Annotated in this window: 17 protein-coding genes; 10 read left to right on the top strand and 7 right to left on the bottom strand. The window is 72.7% G+C overall.

Annotated elements, in window-relative coordinates:
- Window positions 1-175: 175 nt before the first annotated feature.
- On the bottom strand, window positions 176-1,468 hold the full coding sequence (locus tag K6U06_RS03330; RefSeq protein ID WP_262320462.1) for a glucosaminidase domain-containing protein: 1,293 nt from the start codon (window positions 1,466-1,468) through the stop codon (window positions 176-178).
- A 233-nt stretch (window positions 1,469-1,701) separates the two neighbouring features.
- Here K6U06_RS03330 and K6U06_RS03335 point away from each other — a divergent pair, with 233 nt between their 5' ends.
- Complete coding sequence (locus tag K6U06_RS03335) at window positions 1,702-2,091, top strand: TraR/DksA family transcriptional regulator (protein WP_262320463.1); 390 nt, start codon at window positions 1,702-1,704, stop codon at window positions 2,089-2,091.
- Between the two features lie 56 nt (window positions 2,092-2,147).
- On the opposite strand, the gene K6U06_RS03340 is transcribed toward K6U06_RS03335, so the two are convergent.
- Window positions 2,148-2,477, bottom strand: coding sequence for a hypothetical protein (locus K6U06_RS03340; RefSeq protein ID WP_262320464.1), 330 nt, complete (start codon window positions 2,475-2,477; stop codon window positions 2,148-2,150).
- A 179-nt stretch (window positions 2,478-2,656) separates the two neighbouring features.
- On the opposite strand from K6U06_RS03340, the gene mrdA reads away from it, so the two are divergent.
- Together mrdA and K6U06_RS03350 are read left to right on the top strand one after the other, a co-directional pair.
- The gene (gene mrdA, locus K6U06_RS03345) at window positions 2,657-4,648 is read left to right on the top strand and encodes a penicillin-binding protein 2 (protein WP_262320465.1); all 1,992 of its coding nucleotides are present in this window, start codon (window positions 2,657-2,659) and stop codon (window positions 4,646-4,648) included.
- Between the two features lie 97 nt (window positions 4,649-4,745).
- Complete coding sequence (locus K6U06_RS03350) at window positions 4,746-5,525, top strand: class I SAM-dependent methyltransferase (protein ID WP_262320466.1); 780 nt, start codon at window positions 4,746-4,748, stop codon at window positions 5,523-5,525.
- On the opposite strand, the gene K6U06_RS03355 is transcribed toward K6U06_RS03350, so the two are convergent.
- The gene (locus tag K6U06_RS03355; RefSeq protein ID WP_262320467.1) at window positions 5,491-6,642 is read right to left on the bottom strand and encodes an alpha/beta hydrolase family protein; all 1,152 of its coding nucleotides are present in this window, start codon (window positions 6,640-6,642) and stop codon (window positions 5,491-5,493) included. The genes K6U06_RS03350 and K6U06_RS03355 overlap by 35 nt on opposite strands.
- Window positions 6,643-6,690: 48 nt before the next feature.
- On the opposite strand from K6U06_RS03355, the gene K6U06_RS03360 reads away from it, so the two are divergent.
- Entirely contained in the window at window positions 6,691-7,446 is a 756-nt protein-coding gene (locus K6U06_RS03360) for a GNAT family N-acetyltransferase (protein ID WP_262320468.1), read from the top strand.
- Window positions 7,447-7,481: 35 nt separating this feature from the next.
- Here K6U06_RS03360 and K6U06_RS03365 read toward each other — a convergent pair whose 3' ends face one another.
- The gene (locus K6U06_RS03365; RefSeq protein ID WP_262320469.1) at window positions 7,482-7,778 is read right to left on the bottom strand and encodes a UBP-type zinc finger domain-containing protein; all 297 of its coding nucleotides are present in this window, start codon (window positions 7,776-7,778) and stop codon (window positions 7,482-7,484) included.
- A gap of 78 nt (window positions 7,779-7,856) precedes the next feature.
- Here K6U06_RS03365 and K6U06_RS03370 point away from each other — a divergent pair, with 78 nt between their 5' ends.
- From K6U06_RS03370 to K6U06_RS03390, 5 genes are all read left to right on the top strand, one after another.
- Window positions 7,857-9,446 (top strand): MFS transporter, encoded by a 1,590-nt coding sequence (locus K6U06_RS03370; RefSeq protein WP_262320470.1) that lies wholly within the window; start codon window positions 7,857-7,859, stop codon window positions 9,444-9,446.
- Between the two features lie 169 nt (window positions 9,447-9,615).
- Complete coding sequence (locus tag K6U06_RS03375) at window positions 9,616-11,943, top strand: 2OG-Fe(II) oxygenase (protein ID WP_262320471.1); 2,328 nt, start codon at window positions 9,616-9,618, stop codon at window positions 11,941-11,943.
- A 65-nt stretch (window positions 11,944-12,008) separates the two neighbouring features.
- Window positions 12,009-12,254, top strand: a complete 246-nt coding sequence (locus K6U06_RS03380) for a DUF1778 domain-containing protein (protein WP_262320472.1) — start codon at window positions 12,009-12,011, stop codon at window positions 12,252-12,254.
- Window positions 12,251-12,607: a type II toxin-antitoxin system PemK/MazF family toxin gene (locus K6U06_RS03385; RefSeq protein ID WP_262320473.1), complete on the top strand. Its 357-nt coding sequence runs from the start codon at window positions 12,251-12,253 to the stop codon at window positions 12,605-12,607. The genes K6U06_RS03380 and K6U06_RS03385 overlap by 4 nt, the downstream gene beginning before the upstream one ends.
- A gap of 72 nt (window positions 12,608-12,679) precedes the next feature.
- Entirely contained in the window at window positions 12,680-13,486 is an 807-nt protein-coding gene (locus K6U06_RS03390; protein WP_262320474.1) for an alpha/beta fold hydrolase, read from the top strand.
- Window positions 13,487-13,506: 20 nt separating this feature from the next.
- On the opposite strand, the gene K6U06_RS03395 is transcribed toward K6U06_RS03390, so the two are convergent.
- Window positions 13,507-13,860, bottom strand: coding sequence for a TfoX/Sxy family protein (locus tag K6U06_RS03395; protein WP_262320475.1), 354 nt, complete (start codon window positions 13,858-13,860; stop codon window positions 13,507-13,509).
- Window positions 13,861-13,884: 24 nt separating this feature from the next.
- A complete protein-coding gene (locus K6U06_RS03400) occupies window positions 13,885-14,457 on the bottom strand; it encodes a DinB family protein (protein WP_262320476.1) in 573 nt (190 codons plus the stop codon).
- A 130-nt stretch (window positions 14,458-14,587) separates the two neighbouring features.
- Between K6U06_RS03400 and K6U06_RS03405 the strand changes: the two genes are divergently transcribed.
- Window positions 14,588-15,352: an SDR family NAD(P)-dependent oxidoreductase gene (locus K6U06_RS03405; protein WP_262320477.1), complete on the top strand. Its 765-nt coding sequence runs from the start codon at window positions 14,588-14,590 to the stop codon at window positions 15,350-15,352.
- Window positions 15,353-15,418: 66 nt separating this feature from the next.
- Here K6U06_RS03405 and K6U06_RS03410 read toward each other — a convergent pair whose 3' ends face one another.
- Window positions 15,419-17,860, bottom strand: a complete 2,442-nt coding sequence (locus K6U06_RS03410; RefSeq protein ID WP_262320478.1) for an HAD-IC family P-type ATPase — start codon at window positions 17,858-17,860, stop codon at window positions 15,419-15,421.
- Window positions 17,861-18,083 lie beyond the last annotated feature (223 nt).

The raw sequence follows: 18,083 nt of genomic DNA on the forward strand, positions 1-18,083 counted from the left end.
AGATCCCGCCACCGAAGGCGTCCGTTTCCGACATCCAGTTGTCCCCGGCGCCCGGTGGACAACTGGACACCGAGCCGGCGAGCAGCCATCGGGCCCGCAGCCATCGGGCCCGCAGCCATCCTCGCCGCGATACCGAGCCCCGCCGCCGGGCTGGGGCAGCCATCGGGCCCGCGGCTCAGCCCTTCGGGTGGTCCAGCGCCCAGGCCAGCATGCTCTGGTAGACGCTCATGATGGTGTGCCCGTACTGCGGGTCGCTGGCCCACTTCCCGGTCAGGGACTGGAACGTGGCGCAGCAGCCCCGGTCGGGCTGGGTCTCGGGGGTGAGGACCGCCACCGCCAGCGGCCGGGCCAGCTGCTGGGTGGTGAGCGCCCCGTCGGCGAAGGAGTGCAGCAGCTGGATCTGGCCTCGCACGCCGAGCTGGGGGGAACCGAACGCCAGCCCGGTGCCGCACGCGTCGCAGTGCCCGATCCCCGCGTAGTTGTTGAGGGTCACCGCGTCGTTGGAGGAGAACCCGGCCGTCTCGACCATCGCCTGCGCGAACGCCACGTCGCCTCGGACCCCTTCGGCCGCTCCCTCGCTCAGGTACCAGCCGGCCAGCTGATCGATCGGCGCCGGCGTGAGGTCGGCCCACCCCTCGGCGTTGTACCAGCCGACGATCTGCGCGGCGTCGAGGGCGGCGGTCCCGACGATGCTCGGCGTCCCGTCGGCGGGCGCCCCGGGCGGGTTGGCCAGCGCCGCGACCGCGGTGCTCAGCGCGGCGGTGTCCGCAGTCAGCACCGCCTGGTCGACCGCGACGGCGGTGGTGGTCAAAGACACGGTGGCTTGGTCCTGGTCCAAGATCGTCACTCGGTTCTGGCGCAGCGACGTGGCCCGGGTCAAGGTGGCGCGGTCCGCGGCGACGTGGGTGGTGTCGGCCGCCACCGCCTTGATGTCCGCCCGCTGGTCGGATTGGCGCTGGTGGAGGTCGGCGATCAGGCCGTCGGTTCCGATCTTGATGACCTCGGTGGCGAACTCCTGCTGCTGCTCTTGGGCCAGCCCGTCGGGCCCCTGCACCGAGGTCACCTGCGGCCCGACGTACAGCTCGACGCCGATCGCCCGGAGCCGGACCCGGTCGGCGGCGATGGCGGCGGTCGCCGCGTCGCGCGCCGCGGTGTCGGTGCCGAGGGTGGCGGTGTCGCGCCCGAGGGCGGCAGTCGCTTGGACGGTGAGCGTCGCGGCCTGGGCGAGCAAGTCTTGGTCCGCGGCGGCGCGCTGGCGGGCCCCGTCGAGCTGCGACTGGGCGCCGGCCAGCGCCTGGGTGGCCGAGGCGATGACCGGTTGGTGCTCGGCGGTCACCACCGCGACTTGCTCGTCGAGGACGCTTCCCGCGGCGTAGGCGGAGGCCGGCGCCCAACCGCCGGCCGCTACCAGCGCGCCGGCAGCGACGAGCGCCGCGGCCCGTGCCTTGTGCCAACCGGTTCGGGACATTCGGCGCGCCTTACCTGCCCATCTGAACTTCCGCCCGGCCAGAGGGTACACGCCCCGGGCCGCCGCGACGGGGTCCCCCCGCGCCGCCCGAGAAGATGACACGAGCCCCACCCGGGAGGCGGGCGCGGCCCAGCCCGGAGACTGACGCGGCCACCGGCCCCGGACCGGTAAACTAGCCGTCCCCCTTGGGTACGCAGGTCCCGGGGCACCGGCCGCCCCGACGAGGAGTTGCAATGGCACAGACGTCCGCCGCTCAGACGACCACCGACACCCACCGCGCGCAGCTGGAAGCGGCGCGCACCGAGCTGGAGGGGCGCCTGGCGTCCCTGCGCTCCGAGCTGCAGGCCGTCGAAGAGGGCGACGCCGACGTGTCCTTCGACGAGGAGGGCGGCGAGGGCTCCGGGGTCTCCGTCGACCGGGACCGCCTGGTCTCGCTGATCGCCACCCTTGAGGCGCAGCTCAACGACACCGACGCGTCGCTGGCCGCGGTCGTCGCCGGCACCTACGGGATCTGCGAGTCCTGCGGGGACCCGATCCCCGCCGAGCGCCTGGAGGCGGTCCCCAACGCCCGGCTGTGCGTCAGCTGCAAGGCCGGCGGGATCAGCGGCCGCCGGGCTTCCTGACCGACTGACTGGCTGGCCGCTCAACAGGCAGCCGGCAGGCCGACCGGCGCCAGCTGCTAGGGCTCGATGACCAGCCAGCCTCGCCGCTGCAGCTCCGCGGCGAGCAGCGGCGACGCCAGCCGCTGGAGGGTCGCCTCGTCGGCGGATGGACGCCCGGTCGGCGCCGGCGTGAACGGCTCGGCTCGGTCGTAGGCCTCCGCCTCCAGCTGCTCGATGAACGCCGCGGCCTCGTCCCGGGTCATCCGCCCGGCGGCCTGACGCTGGTTGAACCCCATCGGCCCGCGGGCGTCGCGGAAGTCGGTGTGGCCAGCCGCTTGAAGCAGGGCCAAGAGCTCCTGCATCTGCTTCGCGGTCGCCGGTGGTCCTGCTGCCTGCCCGAATGCCATGCCGCAGTCTGGCCCAAGGGTGCGACGCTCACCCCGCAGCGACGCTCACCCCTCCGCCGCACCCACCCGCCGCGGTGCTCACCGGGCGGCGGCGCCCCGACTGACAAGCGGCGGCCACCGCTGGCGCCGACAGCTTCGCCTTCAGGGCCGCTTCAGGGTCAGGAAACGACAATCCTCCGGTGAGGCTCACGCGCAGCAAAGGGGTCCTCCGACCTAGGCGCCGGAGCGGGTCAGCGGCCGCCAGCGACGCTTCGCCGCCGTCCCCGCAGCTGCGGCTGAAAGTGGTCGCAGTGGTGGTGGCGTGCCTCTTCGCTGCGCTGTTCGCCCGGCTGTGGACCCTCGACATCATCAACGCCCCGAGCGCGCAGGCGGCAGCGGCCAGCAACGCCGAGCGGACGATCTCCCTCCCCGCCCCGCGCGGCTTGATCCTCGACCGCAACGGCAACGTCTTGGTCGGCAACGTCGACGAACCGGTCATCGACGTCCTCCGTCAGACCGCCATCCAGCACCCGGCCATGGAGGAGCGCCTGTCGGTCCTTCTCGGCATGACCCTCGCCCAGCTCACCCGGGCGTTGAACAACCTCTCGGTCAGCCCGTACGCGCCCGTGCCGGTGCTGCCGAACGCGTCACCCCAACAGATCCTCTACGTCCAAGAGCACCAGGCCCTGTTCCCCGGGGTGACAGCGACCACCGAATCGGTCAGGGCGTACTCGCCGATGGGAAAGGCCGCGGCCAACATCGTCGGCTACCCCGGAAGGATCACCGGCTCGGAGTACCAGCGGCTCAAGTCCCAGGGATACCAGCCCACCGACGAGATCGGCCAGACCGGGGTGGAGGCCACCTACGAGAGGGTCCTACGGGGCACTCCTGGGGTCGAGAAGGTCGCGGTCGACTCGCAGGGGCAGGTGTTGAGCGTGCTCAGCGTCACCCCGCCCGTCCCCGGCCGCAACCTCCGGCTCTCCATCGATGGCACCATCCAGATGGCCGCCGAGTCCGCTCTGGAGCAAGGGATCGCCGCCGCCCGGACCACCAAGGCCAACTCGGGCGGCACCTACCGGGCGACCAGCGGCGCCGTGGTCGTCGAGGACCCCAACAACGGCCGGCTCCTGGCCCTCGCCACCGCCCCCCAGTACGACCCGAGCCAGTTCGTCGGGGGGATCAGCCAAGCCGCCTACGCGGCGCTCAACAACCCCGCCGCCCACTACCCGCTCATCGACCGCTCGATCGCCGGCGAGTACAACCCGGGGTCGATCTTCAAGCTTGTCACCGCCACCGTCGGGATCAACGACGGCATCATCACGCCGACCTCGGTGTTCAACGACAACCAGGGAGGCCTACGCGTCGGCAACCAGTTCTTCGCCAACGACGGTCATCAGTCCTACGGCCCGGTGCAGCTCCCGAAGGCCATCACCGTCTCCGACGACGCGTACTTCTACCACATCGGTGAAACGCTCTGGAACGGCCGGGCCACCTACGGCGGCACCGCGTTCCAGCGGACGGCGCGCCTCTACGGGTTCGCCTCGCCGACCGGCGTGGACCTGCCCGGCGAGTCCTCCGGCTACGTGCTCACCCCCGCCCAGAAGGCCAAGCTCCACGCCCAGTACCCGAAGGCGTACCCCTACGGCAGCTGGTACACGGGAGACAACGTGCAGTCCGCGATCGGCCAGGACGACCTGGTCGTCACCCCCCTGCAGGCCGCCAACGCGTACTCGGCGTTCGCCAACGGGGGCACGGTGTGGTCGCCGAAGGTAGCCATGGACGCGGAGACCCCGGCGGGCAAGGTCGTCGCCCGCTACACGCCCAAGGCCATCCACAAGATCACCTACACAGCCGCCGAGCACGCGTCGATGCTGGCCGGGTTCAGCGGCGTCACCACCAGCCCGCTCGGCACGGCGTACGGCAGCTTCGGCCAGGTGCACTTCCCGGTGCCGGTGGCCGGCAAGACCGGAACCGCTCAGGTCAGCGGGGTGAAGCGCGGCCAGCCCGGATACAAGCAGCCGACGTCGGTGTTCGCGTCGTTCGCGCCGGCCTCCGCCCCGAAGTACGCGGTGGTGTGCTTCGTCGCCCAGGGCGGCTACGGCGCCAGCGTGTCCGCTCCGATCGTGGCCAACGTGTACCGGACGCTGTTCCACTTGCCGGCTCCGGGCGCGGCCCCGGCCAGTGGCGGGTGACGCCGAGGGTGCTGACCTTCGGCGTCGCCGGCCGAGGCGCCCCCGATACCCCCTCCTTTTAACCGTGGCTTCAGCATCAACGGCGGATAGTGGCAAGGTGCACGTAACCCAGCCGAAACCCAACTCCAAGGTAGAAGAGACACCGTTCGGCCGTCGGGTCGCGCTCAACACGCAACGGCGGAGGTGGGGCAACGCCGCCCACCACTGGGAGCAGCACGGTATGGCCGGGCTGCGCACCGTCATCGACGCCGTACTGGCGGAATCCGGCCAGGAACGGCTGGGTGTTGTCGTCGACGTCGGGGCCGGCACCGGAGCGTTGAGCCTGCCCCTCGCCGCTCAGGCTGACCGGGTGATCGCCGTTGACGTCAGTCCGGAGATGCTCGACGAGCTCGAGTCCGGGGCCATCCGCCGGAATATCGGCAACGTCGACGCCACGCTGGCGCCGATCGAGGAGTTCGAGGTCGAGCCGGGCAGCGTGGACCTGGTGGTCTCCAACTACGCCCTCCACCATCTGCTGGACCGGGACAAGAAGGCGTTCGTCCAGCACGCCGCGACGTGGCTCCGCCCCGGGGGGCGTCTGGTCGTCGGGGACATGATGATCGGGCGGGGCGCCAGCGCCGCGGACCGGGCCATCATCAGGTCCAAGGTGCGCACGATGCTCGGCCGCGGCCCCGGCGGCTGGCTGCGCCTGGCCAAGAACGCGTGGCGTTTCCTGACCCGCACATCCGAACGGCCGATCTCGATGGACGCGTGGGCGGCGCTGCTGCGCGATGCCGGGCTGGTCGAGGTCACCGCGAAGCGAGTCGTCGCCGAGGCCGGGATCGTGACCGGCCGGCGGCCGCTCAGCCCGCAGGCGATCCCGGGCAGTACCCGCTGACCGGCACCGCCGGCCCGGCGACCAAGGTGCTGGTGCCGGCCTGCGACCCGTCGACGGTGATCGCCGCGAGGGCCGACGCCGAGTGCTTCAGGTAGGCATCCCAAAAGTCGGTGGTGACCCGGGTCACCACCGACTGGTAGGCGGCCGCCCGAGCCGGCGGGGCCTGGTACGGGCCGGCCGCCATGTACGGCGCGTGGTGGCCGGCCCCGAGCAGGTCCAGGTAGTACCTGGCGGGACCGGCGGCGTCGTAGATCTGCTCGCTGCACGCCGGGAAGTTGATCGGATCGGAGCTGCCCTGCGCGACGAGCACCGGCAGCGCGCCCGGGGCGTCGTAGGAGCCTCCGAAGCTGGCCAGTTCGGCCCCCGACAGGACCTCCGCGGCGCGGACGGTCGCCACGCGGCAGCAGCTGTTGGCGGCCACCGCGTCGGTGACGTCGCCGCCGTCGGAATGGCCGGCGATCCCAACGCTGCTCGCGTCGGGGACGCCCGAGAGGACGCCGGTTGAGGCGCTTCCGGCCCGAAGCACCGCGGTGATCACGGCGCTGAGGTCCGCGGGGTGATTGACGATGTCGTTCTCGTCGACACCCCCCGCCGCTCCCGGGTCCGTCGCCGGGTAGGTGGGGTCGGCTACGACGTAACCGGCGGCTGCCCAGTGCTCGAGCAGAGCAGCGTAGGCCTCGGCGCTGATGTCGAAGCCCTGCGAGAAGACGATGAGGGGAAAGGGGCCGCCGGCGCGCACGGCGGGGGCGGAGGGGCCGCTGGCCGTCGCCGGGTAGCGCACCGTCGTCGGCAGCTGACGGGACCCCTCAACCACGGTCAGCTCGGTGCGACCCACCGGGTATGGCCGCCCCGCCGGCCGCCCGGCGGTGGTCGGCGTAGACGTCGGGGCAGGGTGCCCGGCGGGCGACGTGACCGCCACCCCAACCCGGTCACCATGGCGGGCACCGCTGGCGCCGCCGCGAGAGATGACCTCCCCCGCGACGACCGCCACCACCAAGGCGGCAAGGACCGCCATCGACCGCCGGCGCCGCACCCGCTGCCTGCGGCGGGCGAGGCGGAGCCGGGCGTCGACGGGGCGAGAATCGTGGACGCCACGGGGCGAACGAGCGCGATCCAAGCGCCCGAACCTACCGGCAGGCCGGCCCGCGGCGGGGTCGGGCGCTGAATGCACGAGCAGGCCAGGACCGGGCCTGACCGGCCGCAGATCCGCTCGCTGCGGGCCGCGGACGCGTTGGCCGCCGCGCTCCTCCACGAAGAGGTCCTCGGCGCGGAGTTCGTGGCGCGCTGCGGTGCCAAATTTCTCCGCCGCTACCACGAGGCGTGGGTCGACAGCATCGGGGGTGTGGCTCTCGGCGCCTTCGACGATCGCGGTGTGCTGGTCGGGGTGCTCCTCGGCGCGGTCGATCCCGCCGCGCACACCGCAGCGATGGTCCGCCGTCACGGCTTCGCCATGGCCGTGCGGTTGATGGCGGCGGCCGCGACGCGTCCGCGCCTGGCGAGGGACCTGGCCGTGACTAGGGTCGGCCGCTACGCGCACGGGCTGTGGCGGGTGGTGGGACGCCCCGCTTGGCAGTCGCTCGCCCGTCGCCTTGGCGCTGCCCGACGGCCGGCCCCGCCGCTTCGTGCCCTAAAAGAAGCGAACGAAGCGCGAACCGGCGAGGTGACCCACTTGCTCGTGGCCCCGTCTCAACAAAACCGGGGGACTGGGCGGGCGCTGCTGGACACCGCTTTGGAGCGGGCCCGCCGGGCCGGTCTCGATGAGGTCGTGCTCGTCACCCTCCCAGACGACCGCGCCCGGGGGTTCTACGAGCGGCTCGGATGGTGGGCCGACGGCGCCGTGTCGAGCCGGAGCGGAGAGGCGTTCGTCCGGTACCGCTACCCGCTCCGAGGGCCGCCCCGCGGCGCGCGCCGCCCTCGGTGACGGGGACGCTTCAGGCGCTCAACCAGGCCCGGCGCTCACGCCGGGTGGGACGGGCTGGGGCCGTCCGCCGGCAGCTCGAAGGCCACCTCGTCGAGGTAGCACCAGTACCAGTCCTCGCCCGGCTCGTAGGACTGCATGACGGGATGCCCGGTGTCGCGGAAGTGGACCGTGGCGTGGGTGCCGGGGGAGCTGTCGCAGCACCCGACGTGCCCGCACGACGCGCACCGGCGCAGGTGGACCCACTGGCCTCCCGTCGCCAGGCACTCCACGCACCCGTCCCCGCTGGCCGAGGGGGTGGTGATCTGATCTAGGTGGCTGCAGGTGTCGCTCACGTGGGCCTCCGCACTGGTCGCGTCGTGTCACCATACGCCCGGGTAGGAGGAGAGCGAATCCCCCGACAGGAGCTTCAGATGGCCGCCAGCGAGTCGACGACGCGCCCCGAGGCGGTGGCGTTCGGCACCGCCCGAGGCCGGTGGGTGATCGCCGCCGCGGTCCTCGGTTCGGGCGTCGCGTCTCTCGACGCCACGGTGGTCAACATCTCGCTTCCCGCCATCGGCCGGTCGTTCCACACCGGGCTCGGCACCCTGCAGTGGGTGCTGACCGGCTACTCGCTGACCCTCGCCGCGTTCTTGCTCCTCGGCGGTTCGCTCGGCGACCGCCACGGCCGCCGGCGGGTGTTCGCGGTCGGCGTCGTGTGGTTCGCGGCGGCGTCCGCGCTCTGCGGGCTGGCCCCGAGCTCCCAGGTGCTGGTCGGGGCCCGGGTCCTGCAGGGGATCGGCGGGGCGCTGCTCACCCCCGCCAGCCTGGCCATCTTGGAGGCGTCGTTCCGGCCCGAGGACCGGGCCCGGGCGATCGGCGCCTGGTCGGGGCTCGGCGGCCTGGCCTCCGCGGCGGGACCGCTCGTCGGCGGCTACCTGCTGGCCGCCGGGTCGTGGCGTTACGTGTTCTTCGTCAACCTGCCCGTCGCCGCCGGGGTGCTGTGGGTCACCGCCCGCCACGTCCCCGAGTCCCGCCGGGCCGCAGCCGGCGGCCGCCTCGACGCCGGCGGCGCCGCGCTGGCGGTGGTGACCCTCGGCGGGCTCACCTACGGCCTGATCGAAGGGCCGACCGCCGGCTGGGGCGCCCCGCTGGTGGTCGCCGGCCTGGCCGTCGCCGGGCTCGGCGCGCCGGCTTTCTTGCTCCTCGAACGGCGCCAGGCCGACCCGATGCTCCCCCTCGAGATGTTCAAGCACCGCCAGTTCGCGGCGGCCAACGCGGTCACCTTCGTGGTCTACGGGGCGCTCGGCGGGTCGCTGTTCCTGCTCCCCGTCGCCCTCCAGACCGTCGACGGCTACTCGCCGCTGTCGTCGGGGCTGGCCCTGCTCCCGGTCACCGCGTTGATGCTGGTGTTCTCGCCTCGCTCCGCGGCGCTGGCCGCCCGGATCGGCCCCCGCCTGCAGATGAGCGCCGGGCCGGTCGTCGCCGGCGCCGGGCTGCTGCTGCTGGTGCGCGCCGTCGACGGGTCCAGCTACGTGACCTTTGTGCTGCCGGCGGTGGCCTGCTTCGGCGCCGGGCTGGCCATCACCGTCGCCCCGCTGACCTCGACCGCGATGCAGGCCGCGCCCGGCGACCACGCCGGCGCGGCGTCCGCGGTCAACAACGTCGTCGCTCGCGCCGCGGGGCTGCTGGCGGTGGCCGTCCTGCCGGTCCTCGCCGGGCTGGCCGGCGCCCGGTCCCTGTCGTCGCACGCGTTCGCGGCCGGCTACCGCAGCGCCATGGTCATCGCCGGCTGCACCTGCATCGCCGGCGGCCTGCTCGCGGCGTGGAGCATCCGCAACCCGGGGGAGGGGAAAGGCGCGGCGCGGCCCCGCCGGTGGCCGGCTCGGAGATGGCACTGCGCGCTGGACGGCCCGCCCCTAGACGCGCCCGGCAGCCGACCACTGCGAGCGACGGGGGGTCCGGCTCATGATCGCACCGACGGCAAAGGTGGCGCCTCCCGCTGCTCACGACGACCGAGCTGACTGGTCCGCAAATGGCGATCAGGGTCGCCTTCGACGAGTCGGCCCTCGGGTCGCATCTCCTCTAGGCCGCCCAGGACTCCGTCGACTCGCACTCGGCCGGCGGTGAGGAGATCGGCTGTCGCTCGTCGTGGGCAGGCCGCCCGACCCGGCTTCCCTACACTCACGGGCCATGGTTGATCCTGCCCGCGACCGCCTCGCCGGCCTCCTCGCTGGGATCACGGCCTCCGGGGCGTTCAGCGCGGCGCGCACCGCACCGGCCCGCGACCTGCACCTGGAGGTCCGAGGGATAGGGCCCATCGGTTTGCCGGTGACCCAGGCGCAGGCGAGGGAGCTGTGCCTCATCAGTCGACCAGCGCGCTATGGGCGGGGGGAGCAGACGCTCGTCGACCGGAGCATCCGCGACACGTGGGAGGTCCCCAAGCGCAGGGTGATAATCGACAAGCGACGCTTCGACGACACCATGCGTCCGGTCCTCGACCGCCTGGGTCGGGAGCTCGGCCTTCCGTCTGGTCGCGCGTTGAGAGCGGAGTTCCACTCGATGCTCGTCTACGCGCCGGGTCAGTTCTTCGTCCCCCACCAGGACTCCGAGAAGACCGACGACATGGTCGCCTCGCTCGTCGTCGGCCTGCCTTCGAACTTCACCGGCGGAGCGCTCACGGTCCGCCACCATGGTGAGACGGCGACTTACCGGGGATCGAAGAAGGCCCTCTCGTTCGTGGCCTTCTACGGCGACTGCCGCCACGAGGTGAAGCCGGTCAACTCTGGCTACCGGGTCGTCCTCACCTACAACCTGCTGCTCGACGCCCGGCGCCGGTCCTCCCCGGAGGCGCCAGACGCCGAGCTGATCGCCAGCCTGGTCCGGTGCCTCGAAGAGCATTTCGGACCCGACGCTGCGCCAGATCGTCTGGTCTACCTGCTCAACCATGAATACACGCCCCGCGGGCTCGGCTGGTCACGCCTGAAAGGCGCTGATGTCCAGCAGGTGAACCTGCTCCGCGCGGCGGCGGAGGCCGCAGGGTGCGACGCGGTGCTGGCGCTGGCGGACGTGCACGAGACCTGGAGCGCCTTCGAGCCCGATCGGCGATCGTGGCATCGCCAGGCGCGCTACGGCTGGACCATCGACGACGAGGACGACCTCGGCGAGAACGGTGGCGACGGCTACGAACTCGACGGCTTGATCGAGTCTGAGATCACCCTGGAGCAATGGGTCGACCCGTCCGGAGATCGGCTCTCGGACTTGGGGCTACCCGTCGGAGATCGCGAGGTGTGCGCCTCGAGCGGCTCGGACGCCTTGGACCCGTACCAGTCGGAGTATGAGGGCTACATGGGGAACTGGGGGAACACCCTGGACCGCTGGTACCACCGGGGAGCGGTCGTGGTGTGGCCGCGCAGCCGGGCGTTCGCCGTCCGGGCCGAGGCATCGCCGTCCTGGGCGCTCGACTCGATCGTGACCCACGTACGCAAAGGTGACGTGAGCGCCGCCCAGGAGTCGGCGGCCATGCTGTCGCCGTTTTGGGAACGAGCAACCAGAGCGATGGAGGCGAGCGGGTTTTTCGTCAAGACCCTGCGGGTGGCCCGCCTCGTCGACGATCCGGCGCTGGCAACCATGCTGCTCGGTCCGTTCCGAACCGAGATGCTCACCCCCGGCAATGCCAAGGCGCTTGGCGCCCTGCTCGCTGGCTACGGAGAGGCCTGGGCGAAGGACCTCGTGGCGGGCTGGTCGGCACGGCGCCGCTTCCACTACTCGAAGGGCCGGTCCCCCCGGGATTGGATCGTCATGCTGCCCGAGCTGTGCGTCGCGCTCCAAGAGTCCGGTGACGGCGGGACGGTGGCGGCTCGGCTCCTGGTTCGCGACGCCTGGAAGTGGCTCGCCACCACCATCGGGCAAGGCCTCGACCAGCCGGCGCGCAGCAGGCGTGAGGAATCGCTGTCGCAGATGGTGCGCCCGGTCGCGGCGCTACTGGAAGCAGCGGCGCTGGTTGGCGCGGTCGAGGTGCGCGACGAGGCGGTCGAACTGCTCTGTGGGGAGGATGAGGACATCGCCCGATGCGCCATCGGCATCCTGCGGGCGACCCCGACGCACCAGTGGCCGCCGACCGGCCTCGACACCGTCGCCTCGCACTTAGCCGTCGCCCTCGAGGGTCGAATGAACCGCCCCGCCCGCGCTGATGGCGACTGGTCGGTCGAGCTGCAGAAGGGTTGCGGCTGCGAGCTGTGCGGCACTCTGCGGATGTTCCTCCAAGACCGGTGCAAAACGACGTTGGAGTGGCCGCTCGCCCAGGAGCGCCGGTCCCACGTCCATCGCCGCCTCGACGACGCCGAGCTGCCCGTGACTCACCAGACCCGACGGCAGGGCCGCCCCTACACCCTGGTGCTGACGAAGACCGAAGCCGTGTTCGAGCAAGACCGACAACGTCGCCGGCGGGACGACGCCGACCTAGCTTGGCTCAAACAGTGTCAAACCGTCTCCTACACGGCATCGATCGGCGGCTCCTAGCTGGGCCGAGTGGTCCGATACGCGCGTAGGCGCCCGTGTTACCCCGACGTGTTACGATGCAGTGTATGGGTGAGACGCTGACCATTCGCCTGAACTCAGAAGACCGGGCAGCGCTGGAAACAGCAGCCCGTGGTCAGGGCAAGGGGCTGAGCGCGTTTGTGCGGGAGATCGCCGAGGCCGAGGCCCGTCGGGTGCGGCGAGAGGCGATCCGGGCGGATGGAGATCGGGTGGTGGCTCATCTGGCCGAGCACCCCGAAGCACGAAGCGAACTCGACGAGTTCGGGACGCCGCAGACCGACCTCCTCCCGTGAGCCGGCACGCCGCCGGCAGCATCGTCGTGGTTGATTGGCGCGCCGGCTCCCTACCCCAAGAGCCCGGCAAGCTCCGTCCTGCGGTAGTGGTCGAAGACCACGAACTGTTCCCCGATGACTATCCCAACGTGCTCGTGGTCCCCCTCACCCGGGATGAGGGGCTGGCGCACCGGTCGTTCGCGGAGCGGATCGAACCAAGCGCCGACAACGGCGTCGCTACGACGTGCTGGGCATTGGCCCATCACGTCACCAGCGTCTCGCTACGCCGCGTCAACCTGACTGCCTCTCGGATCACCTCCGAGCAGCTGTCGAGCATTCGGACCCGCATCAAAGTTGCAGTCGGCTCCGACTGAACAGCGGGCGCCTCGACCGCACGGCCTGCTACGGGAGCACCGCCCTCATGGCCCGACGGTCATACTGGCGGCGTGCAACCCCAGCGAAGCGGTTATGTCCCCGTCGACGGTGTCGAGGTGTACTGGGAACGCTACGGGGAGGGAGCCACGCCGCTGGTGCTCGTGCACCCCGGGTTCGGGCTGATCAGCGGCTGGGGCCCGGCGCTGGCGGCGCTGGCCGAGCGCCGCCCGGTGGTGGCGATCGAGCTGCAAGGCCACGGCCACACCGCGGACGTCGACCGGCCGTTCAGCTTCGACGGGTTCGCCGACCAGATCGTCGGGGTCATCGCCGCGTTGGGTCCCGGCCCCGTCGACCTGCTCGGATACTCGCTCGGCGGGCTGGCCAGCCTGGCGTGCGCGCTGCGCTACGGGGACCTGCTGCGCCGCTTGGTGCTGGTGTCGGTGCCGTGCCGGCGCGACGGCTGGTTCCCCGAGGTCCTCGACGGGATGGAGCGAGTCGGCGCCGCGGGGTTCGATCAGATGCGCCACTCGCCGATGTACGCGGCGTGGCGGGCGGTGACCCCGAACCCCGACGGGTTCCCGACGCTCATGGACAAGACCGGAGAGCTGCTGCGAGGCCCCTACGACTGGACCGAGCAGATCCCCGGCCTGGGGATGGCGACCATGCTCGTCTACGCCGACGCCGACAGCATCCCGCCAGCGCACGCCGCGGAGTTCTACGGGCTGCTCGGCGGCGGGCTTCGCGACGCCGGCTGGGACGGGTCGGCGCGCTCCCCCCACCGCCTGGCGGTCATCCCCGGCACCACCCACTACGACCTGTGCCAAGCACCGGAGTGGGCCGGGATGGTCGACGGGTTCCTGGCCGGCCGCGCCGGCTGAACGCCCGGCGCCGCTTTCTCCTACCGCTTCGGGCGGCGAGGAGGCTTGGCCGGCAGGGACCGGGCGTGGTCGACGCCGAGGGTCACCCACCTCTGCAGCTGCCGGGTGGTGCGCACGTTCTCCGCGCCGACGCGCAGCCATCCGGGCATCGGCCGGCCCTGCATGACCGCCGTCTGCGCCGCGCCGGACGCGACCAGCTCGTCGGCTCGGGCCGGGTCGACGCGTACCAGCACGCCGCCGCGCCCGCTGGCGGAGATCGCCAGGTGGCCGCCGACGAGGAACGCCAGCCCCCCGAACATCCGCGTCTCGCTGACCCCGGGCCCGGTGCCGACCAGCTCCCTGATCCGCTCCGCGAGGTCCTCGTCGTAGGCCACAGGCGTGATGGTAGGAGCCTGCGCTCAGCCCATCGTCTTCGCGCCGTCGATCGCCTCGCGGAGGATGTCTGCGTGGCCGGCGTGCTGGGCGGTCTCGGCCAGGATGTGCAGGAACGCCTGGCGGGCGGACCACACCGCGCCGGGCTCGAACCACGGCCGCTCCGGCAGCGGGTGAGACAGGTCCAGGGACGCCACCCGGTGCAAGACCGCGGCGGTGGCGGCCGACACCTCCTCGTAGCGTTCGATCAGCCCGGCGAGGGTCTCGCCCTCTTCCATCCTGAAGCTGGCCGCGTGCGCGGCGAACGTCTCCGGTCCGGGGTCGCCCATCGCGGCGGCGCCCTCCTCGACGAACGCGGCCCACAGCCGTTCGACGTGGGCGACGTGTTTCACCAGGCCGCCGAGGCACAGCTCGCTGACGGTGGTGCGCCGGGCCGCGTCGCGGTCGCTGACGCCTTCCATGGTCTTGAGGAACAGCGCCCGGTGCATGCGAAGCGCCGCGGCCAGGTCGGCGCGCTCGGCCGCGTCCGCGCTGCGAGTGTCGGTCGCGTTCGCGGCGGTCGGGGTGGCGGTGGTCGGGTCGGTCATCTGATCGGTCATGGCGCCAGCCTGCGCCCCTTAACCGGCCATCTGCTGACCGGTTCCAACGAATCATTCGAACGGGTCGGTTCAACGGATCGGTAATGGAGGGGTCCTCCGCTAACGGTGGGGGTGCGGTAGGAGTGGTGACATGGCATCCACCCTTGAAGGAACAGTTGCGCTGGTCACCGGAGCCAGCTCGGGTATCGGCGAGGCGACCGCCGAGGCGCTCGCCGCGGAGGGCGCCGCGGTCGCGGTGGTGGCCCGCCGCCAGGACCGCCTGGACGACCTGGTCGCCAGGATCACCAAAGACGGAGGCCGGGCGCAGGCGATCGCCGCCGACGTCACCGACCGGGCCGCCGCGGAGGCGGCCGTCGCCGGGACCGTCGACGCGTTCGGTCGCCTCGACATAGTGATCAACAACGCCGGGGTCATGCTGCTCGGTCCCGCGGTCGGCGCCCCGATCGAGGAGTGGGAGCGGATGGTCAGCCTCAACCTCACCGGGCTGCTCTACGTCGCCCACGCGGCGGCCCCCCACCTCCTCGCCGCCGCCGACGACGAGCCCCGCCGGGTCGCTGATCTGGTCAACATCTCCTCGGTCGCCGGGCGCGTCGCCCGGGCCGGCAGCGCGGTGTACAACGCCACCAAGCACGGCGTCGGGGCCTTCTCCGAGGGCCTGCGCCAGGAGCTCACCGGACGCCACGTCCGCGTCGGGCTGGTCGAGCCGGGCGCGGTGGAGACCGAGCTGGCCAGCCACAACCGCCCGGAGGTCCTCGCGAACATCCAGAAGCGTTTCGGCGGCATCGAGCGGTTGCAGTCCGAAGACATCGCCCGGGCCGTGCTCTACATGGTCACCCAGCCCCGGCACAGCGCGGTCAACGAGATCCTGATCCGCCCCACCGAGCAGGAGGGCTGACCCGGCGCGCGCCGCGCCGGCGGGTCAGCGCCGGCGGGTCAGCGCCGGCGGGTCAGCGCCGGCGGGTCAGCGCCGGCGGGCGAGCAGCGCCGCGCCCACCGAGATCAGCGTCGCCGCGGCGGCGCCGAGCGCCACGCTTTGGAGCACCACCACGCCGCCCGGCCACTGGTCGACGCTGAAGAACGTGTTGACCCCGGGGGTGACGAAGCTGGCCGCCAGCGCGGCGCTGACCGCGGCGATCACCGCCACCTTCCACGCCGCCAGCGGCCGGGCGGCGAGGACCAGCACCCAAAGCGACACGACGCTGGCGGCCATCACCGCCGCGCTGCGGGCCGGGGCGCCGGCGGTGCTCTCCGCCCGGGCCAGGGCGTAGGCGACCAGGATGGCCACCGCCGCCAGCGCGCCGGCCATCGCCGAGAACCGCACCACCCGGCCCACGAACCCGGCCTCGAAGCGCTCCTCGCTCGGCGCCAGGGCCAGGAAGAAGCCGGGGATGCCGATCGCCAGCCCGCTGATCAGCGTCAGGTGGCGGGGCAGGAACGGGTAGGGCCACCCGGCGACCGCGACGACCAGCGACACGACGATCGAGTACACGTTTTTGACCAGGAACAGCGTCGCCACCCGCTCCACGTTGTGCAGCACCCGCCGGCCCTCAGACACCACCGAGGGGAGCATCGCGAACTGGTCGTCGAGCAGCACCACTTTGGCGACCCCCCGGGCCACCGCCGACCCCGACCCCATGGCGACGCCGAGATCGGCGTGCTTGAGCGCCAAGGTGTCGTTGACGCCGTCGCCGGTCATGGCGATCACGTGACCGCCGGAGCGCAGCGCGTCGACCATCTCCCGCTTCTGCTCGGGGGTCACCCGGCCGAACACCCGGTGGCCGGCGACCGCGGCGGCCAGCGCCGCCGGTTCGGCGGGCAGGCTCCGGGCGTCGAGGGCGGGGAGCGCCCCCTCGACGCCGACCGCGGCGGCGACCGCCCCCGCTGTCGCCGCCGCGTCCCCGGAGATGACCCGGACCTCGACGCCCTGACGGGCGAAGTAGCCGACGGTCGCCGCCGCGTCGGGGCGGATCCGTTCCCGCAGCCACACCGCGGCGACCAGCACCAGCCCGGCGGGCAGGGCGTCACCGGCGAGCGGCGCGTCGGTGCGGGCCAGGACCAGCACCCGGTCCCCGGCCGCGGCCCTGGCGGCGACCGACGGGCCCAGGCCGGTGGGGTCGGCGGCGGCGACCATCTCGGGGGCGCCGAGCACCCAGGTGCCGTGCCCGGCGAACGCCGCCGCGCTCCACTTGCGCGCCGAGCTGAACGGCACGTCCCCCGCCGGCTGCCAGCCCGGCGCCGGGCCGACCCCGGCGCCGATCGCGGTCAGGGTGGCGTTGGCGCCCGGCAACGCCCCGAGCGCGCCGAGCGCCCGGCGGCACTCGCCGGCCAGGTCCCCGCCGCCGCCCGCCGGGTCGGGGCCGTAGCGGTCGCCGCCGGCCGCGTGGCAGGGGTCGGGGTCGGCGGCGTCCAGGCCGCCCCACTCGAGCGCCCCCTCGGTCAGGGTGCCGGTCTTGTCGATGCAAAGGGCGTCGACCCGGGCCAGGGTCTCCACCGCCGGCAGCTGCTGCACCAGCACCCGCCGGCGCCCCAGGCGGAGCGCTGCGGTCAGGAACGCCAGGGTGGTGAGCAGCACCAACCCTTCGGGCAGCATCCCCACCAGGGCCGCGACGGTGGCGCGCACCGCCCCCCGCCACGGCTGCACCTGCAGCTGGCGCAGCACCAGGATCGGCCCGATGACCAGCATGACCACCGAAAGCCACCGCAGGATCGAGGTGATGCCGTCCATCAGCTCCGACCCGCTGAGCGAGAACCGGCGGGCCTCCAGCGCCAGGCGCCCGGCGTAGGAGTCGGCGCCGACTCCGGTCACCACCACCCGCAGCGCGCCGCTCACTACCCACGTGCCCGACAGCAGCCGGTCGCCGGGCGCCTTGGCCACCGGGTCGGACTCGCCCGTCGCCAGCGACTCGTCGCACTCGCCGTGCCCCGACGCCACCGTCGCGTCGGCGACCACCTGGTCGCCGGCGGCCAGCTCCATGACCTCGCCGAGCACCACCCGCTCCTGGGGGATCTCCGTCACCCGCCCGTCGCGCACCACCCGCACCACCGGGGCGCTCACCACCCGCAGCGCGTCGAGGGCGGTGCGGGCTCGCAGCTCTTGCACCGTCCCGACCGCAGTGTTGATCACCGCGATGGCCATGAACGTGGCGTCGGGTCCTGCGCCCGTCGCCAGCGACGCGGCCCCGAGGATCGAGAACAGCAGGTTCAGCCAGGTGAAGGTGTTGCGGGCCAGGATCCCCCACCCGGTCTGCTCCGCGCCGGGCCGGGACCGGTTGTCCTCGCCGGCGGCCTCCCGCGCCTCGACCTCCGCGGTGGTGAGCCCGCCCGGGGGCGCCGGCAGGGTCAGCGGCCCCGAGGGGATCACCGTTTCAGGTACCAGCCGGATCGGCGGGTACTCGTCTCGCATCAGCGCAACATACGCCAGGACCCAGGTGGGGGATCACCAGCACCACATCGGCCTCCCGCAACCGCCAGCGGCGTAAGGTCGGCTCGGAATTCCGTGCCGATCGGCTCGGATTTTCGTGCGGGTGGATAGGGCTGGGAGGCCGGCCCCCGGCGTGAACCCTTTCCGGTATTCCGGTCCTCTGCCGCCAGGCGATCTCGTCGGCATGACCACCGACAGCCACCCC

Source organism: Acidiferrimicrobium sp. IK (assembly GCF_025499425.1).
Taxonomy (GTDB): Bacteria; Actinomycetota; Acidimicrobiia; order Acidimicrobiales; family Palsa-688; genus Acidiferrimicrobium.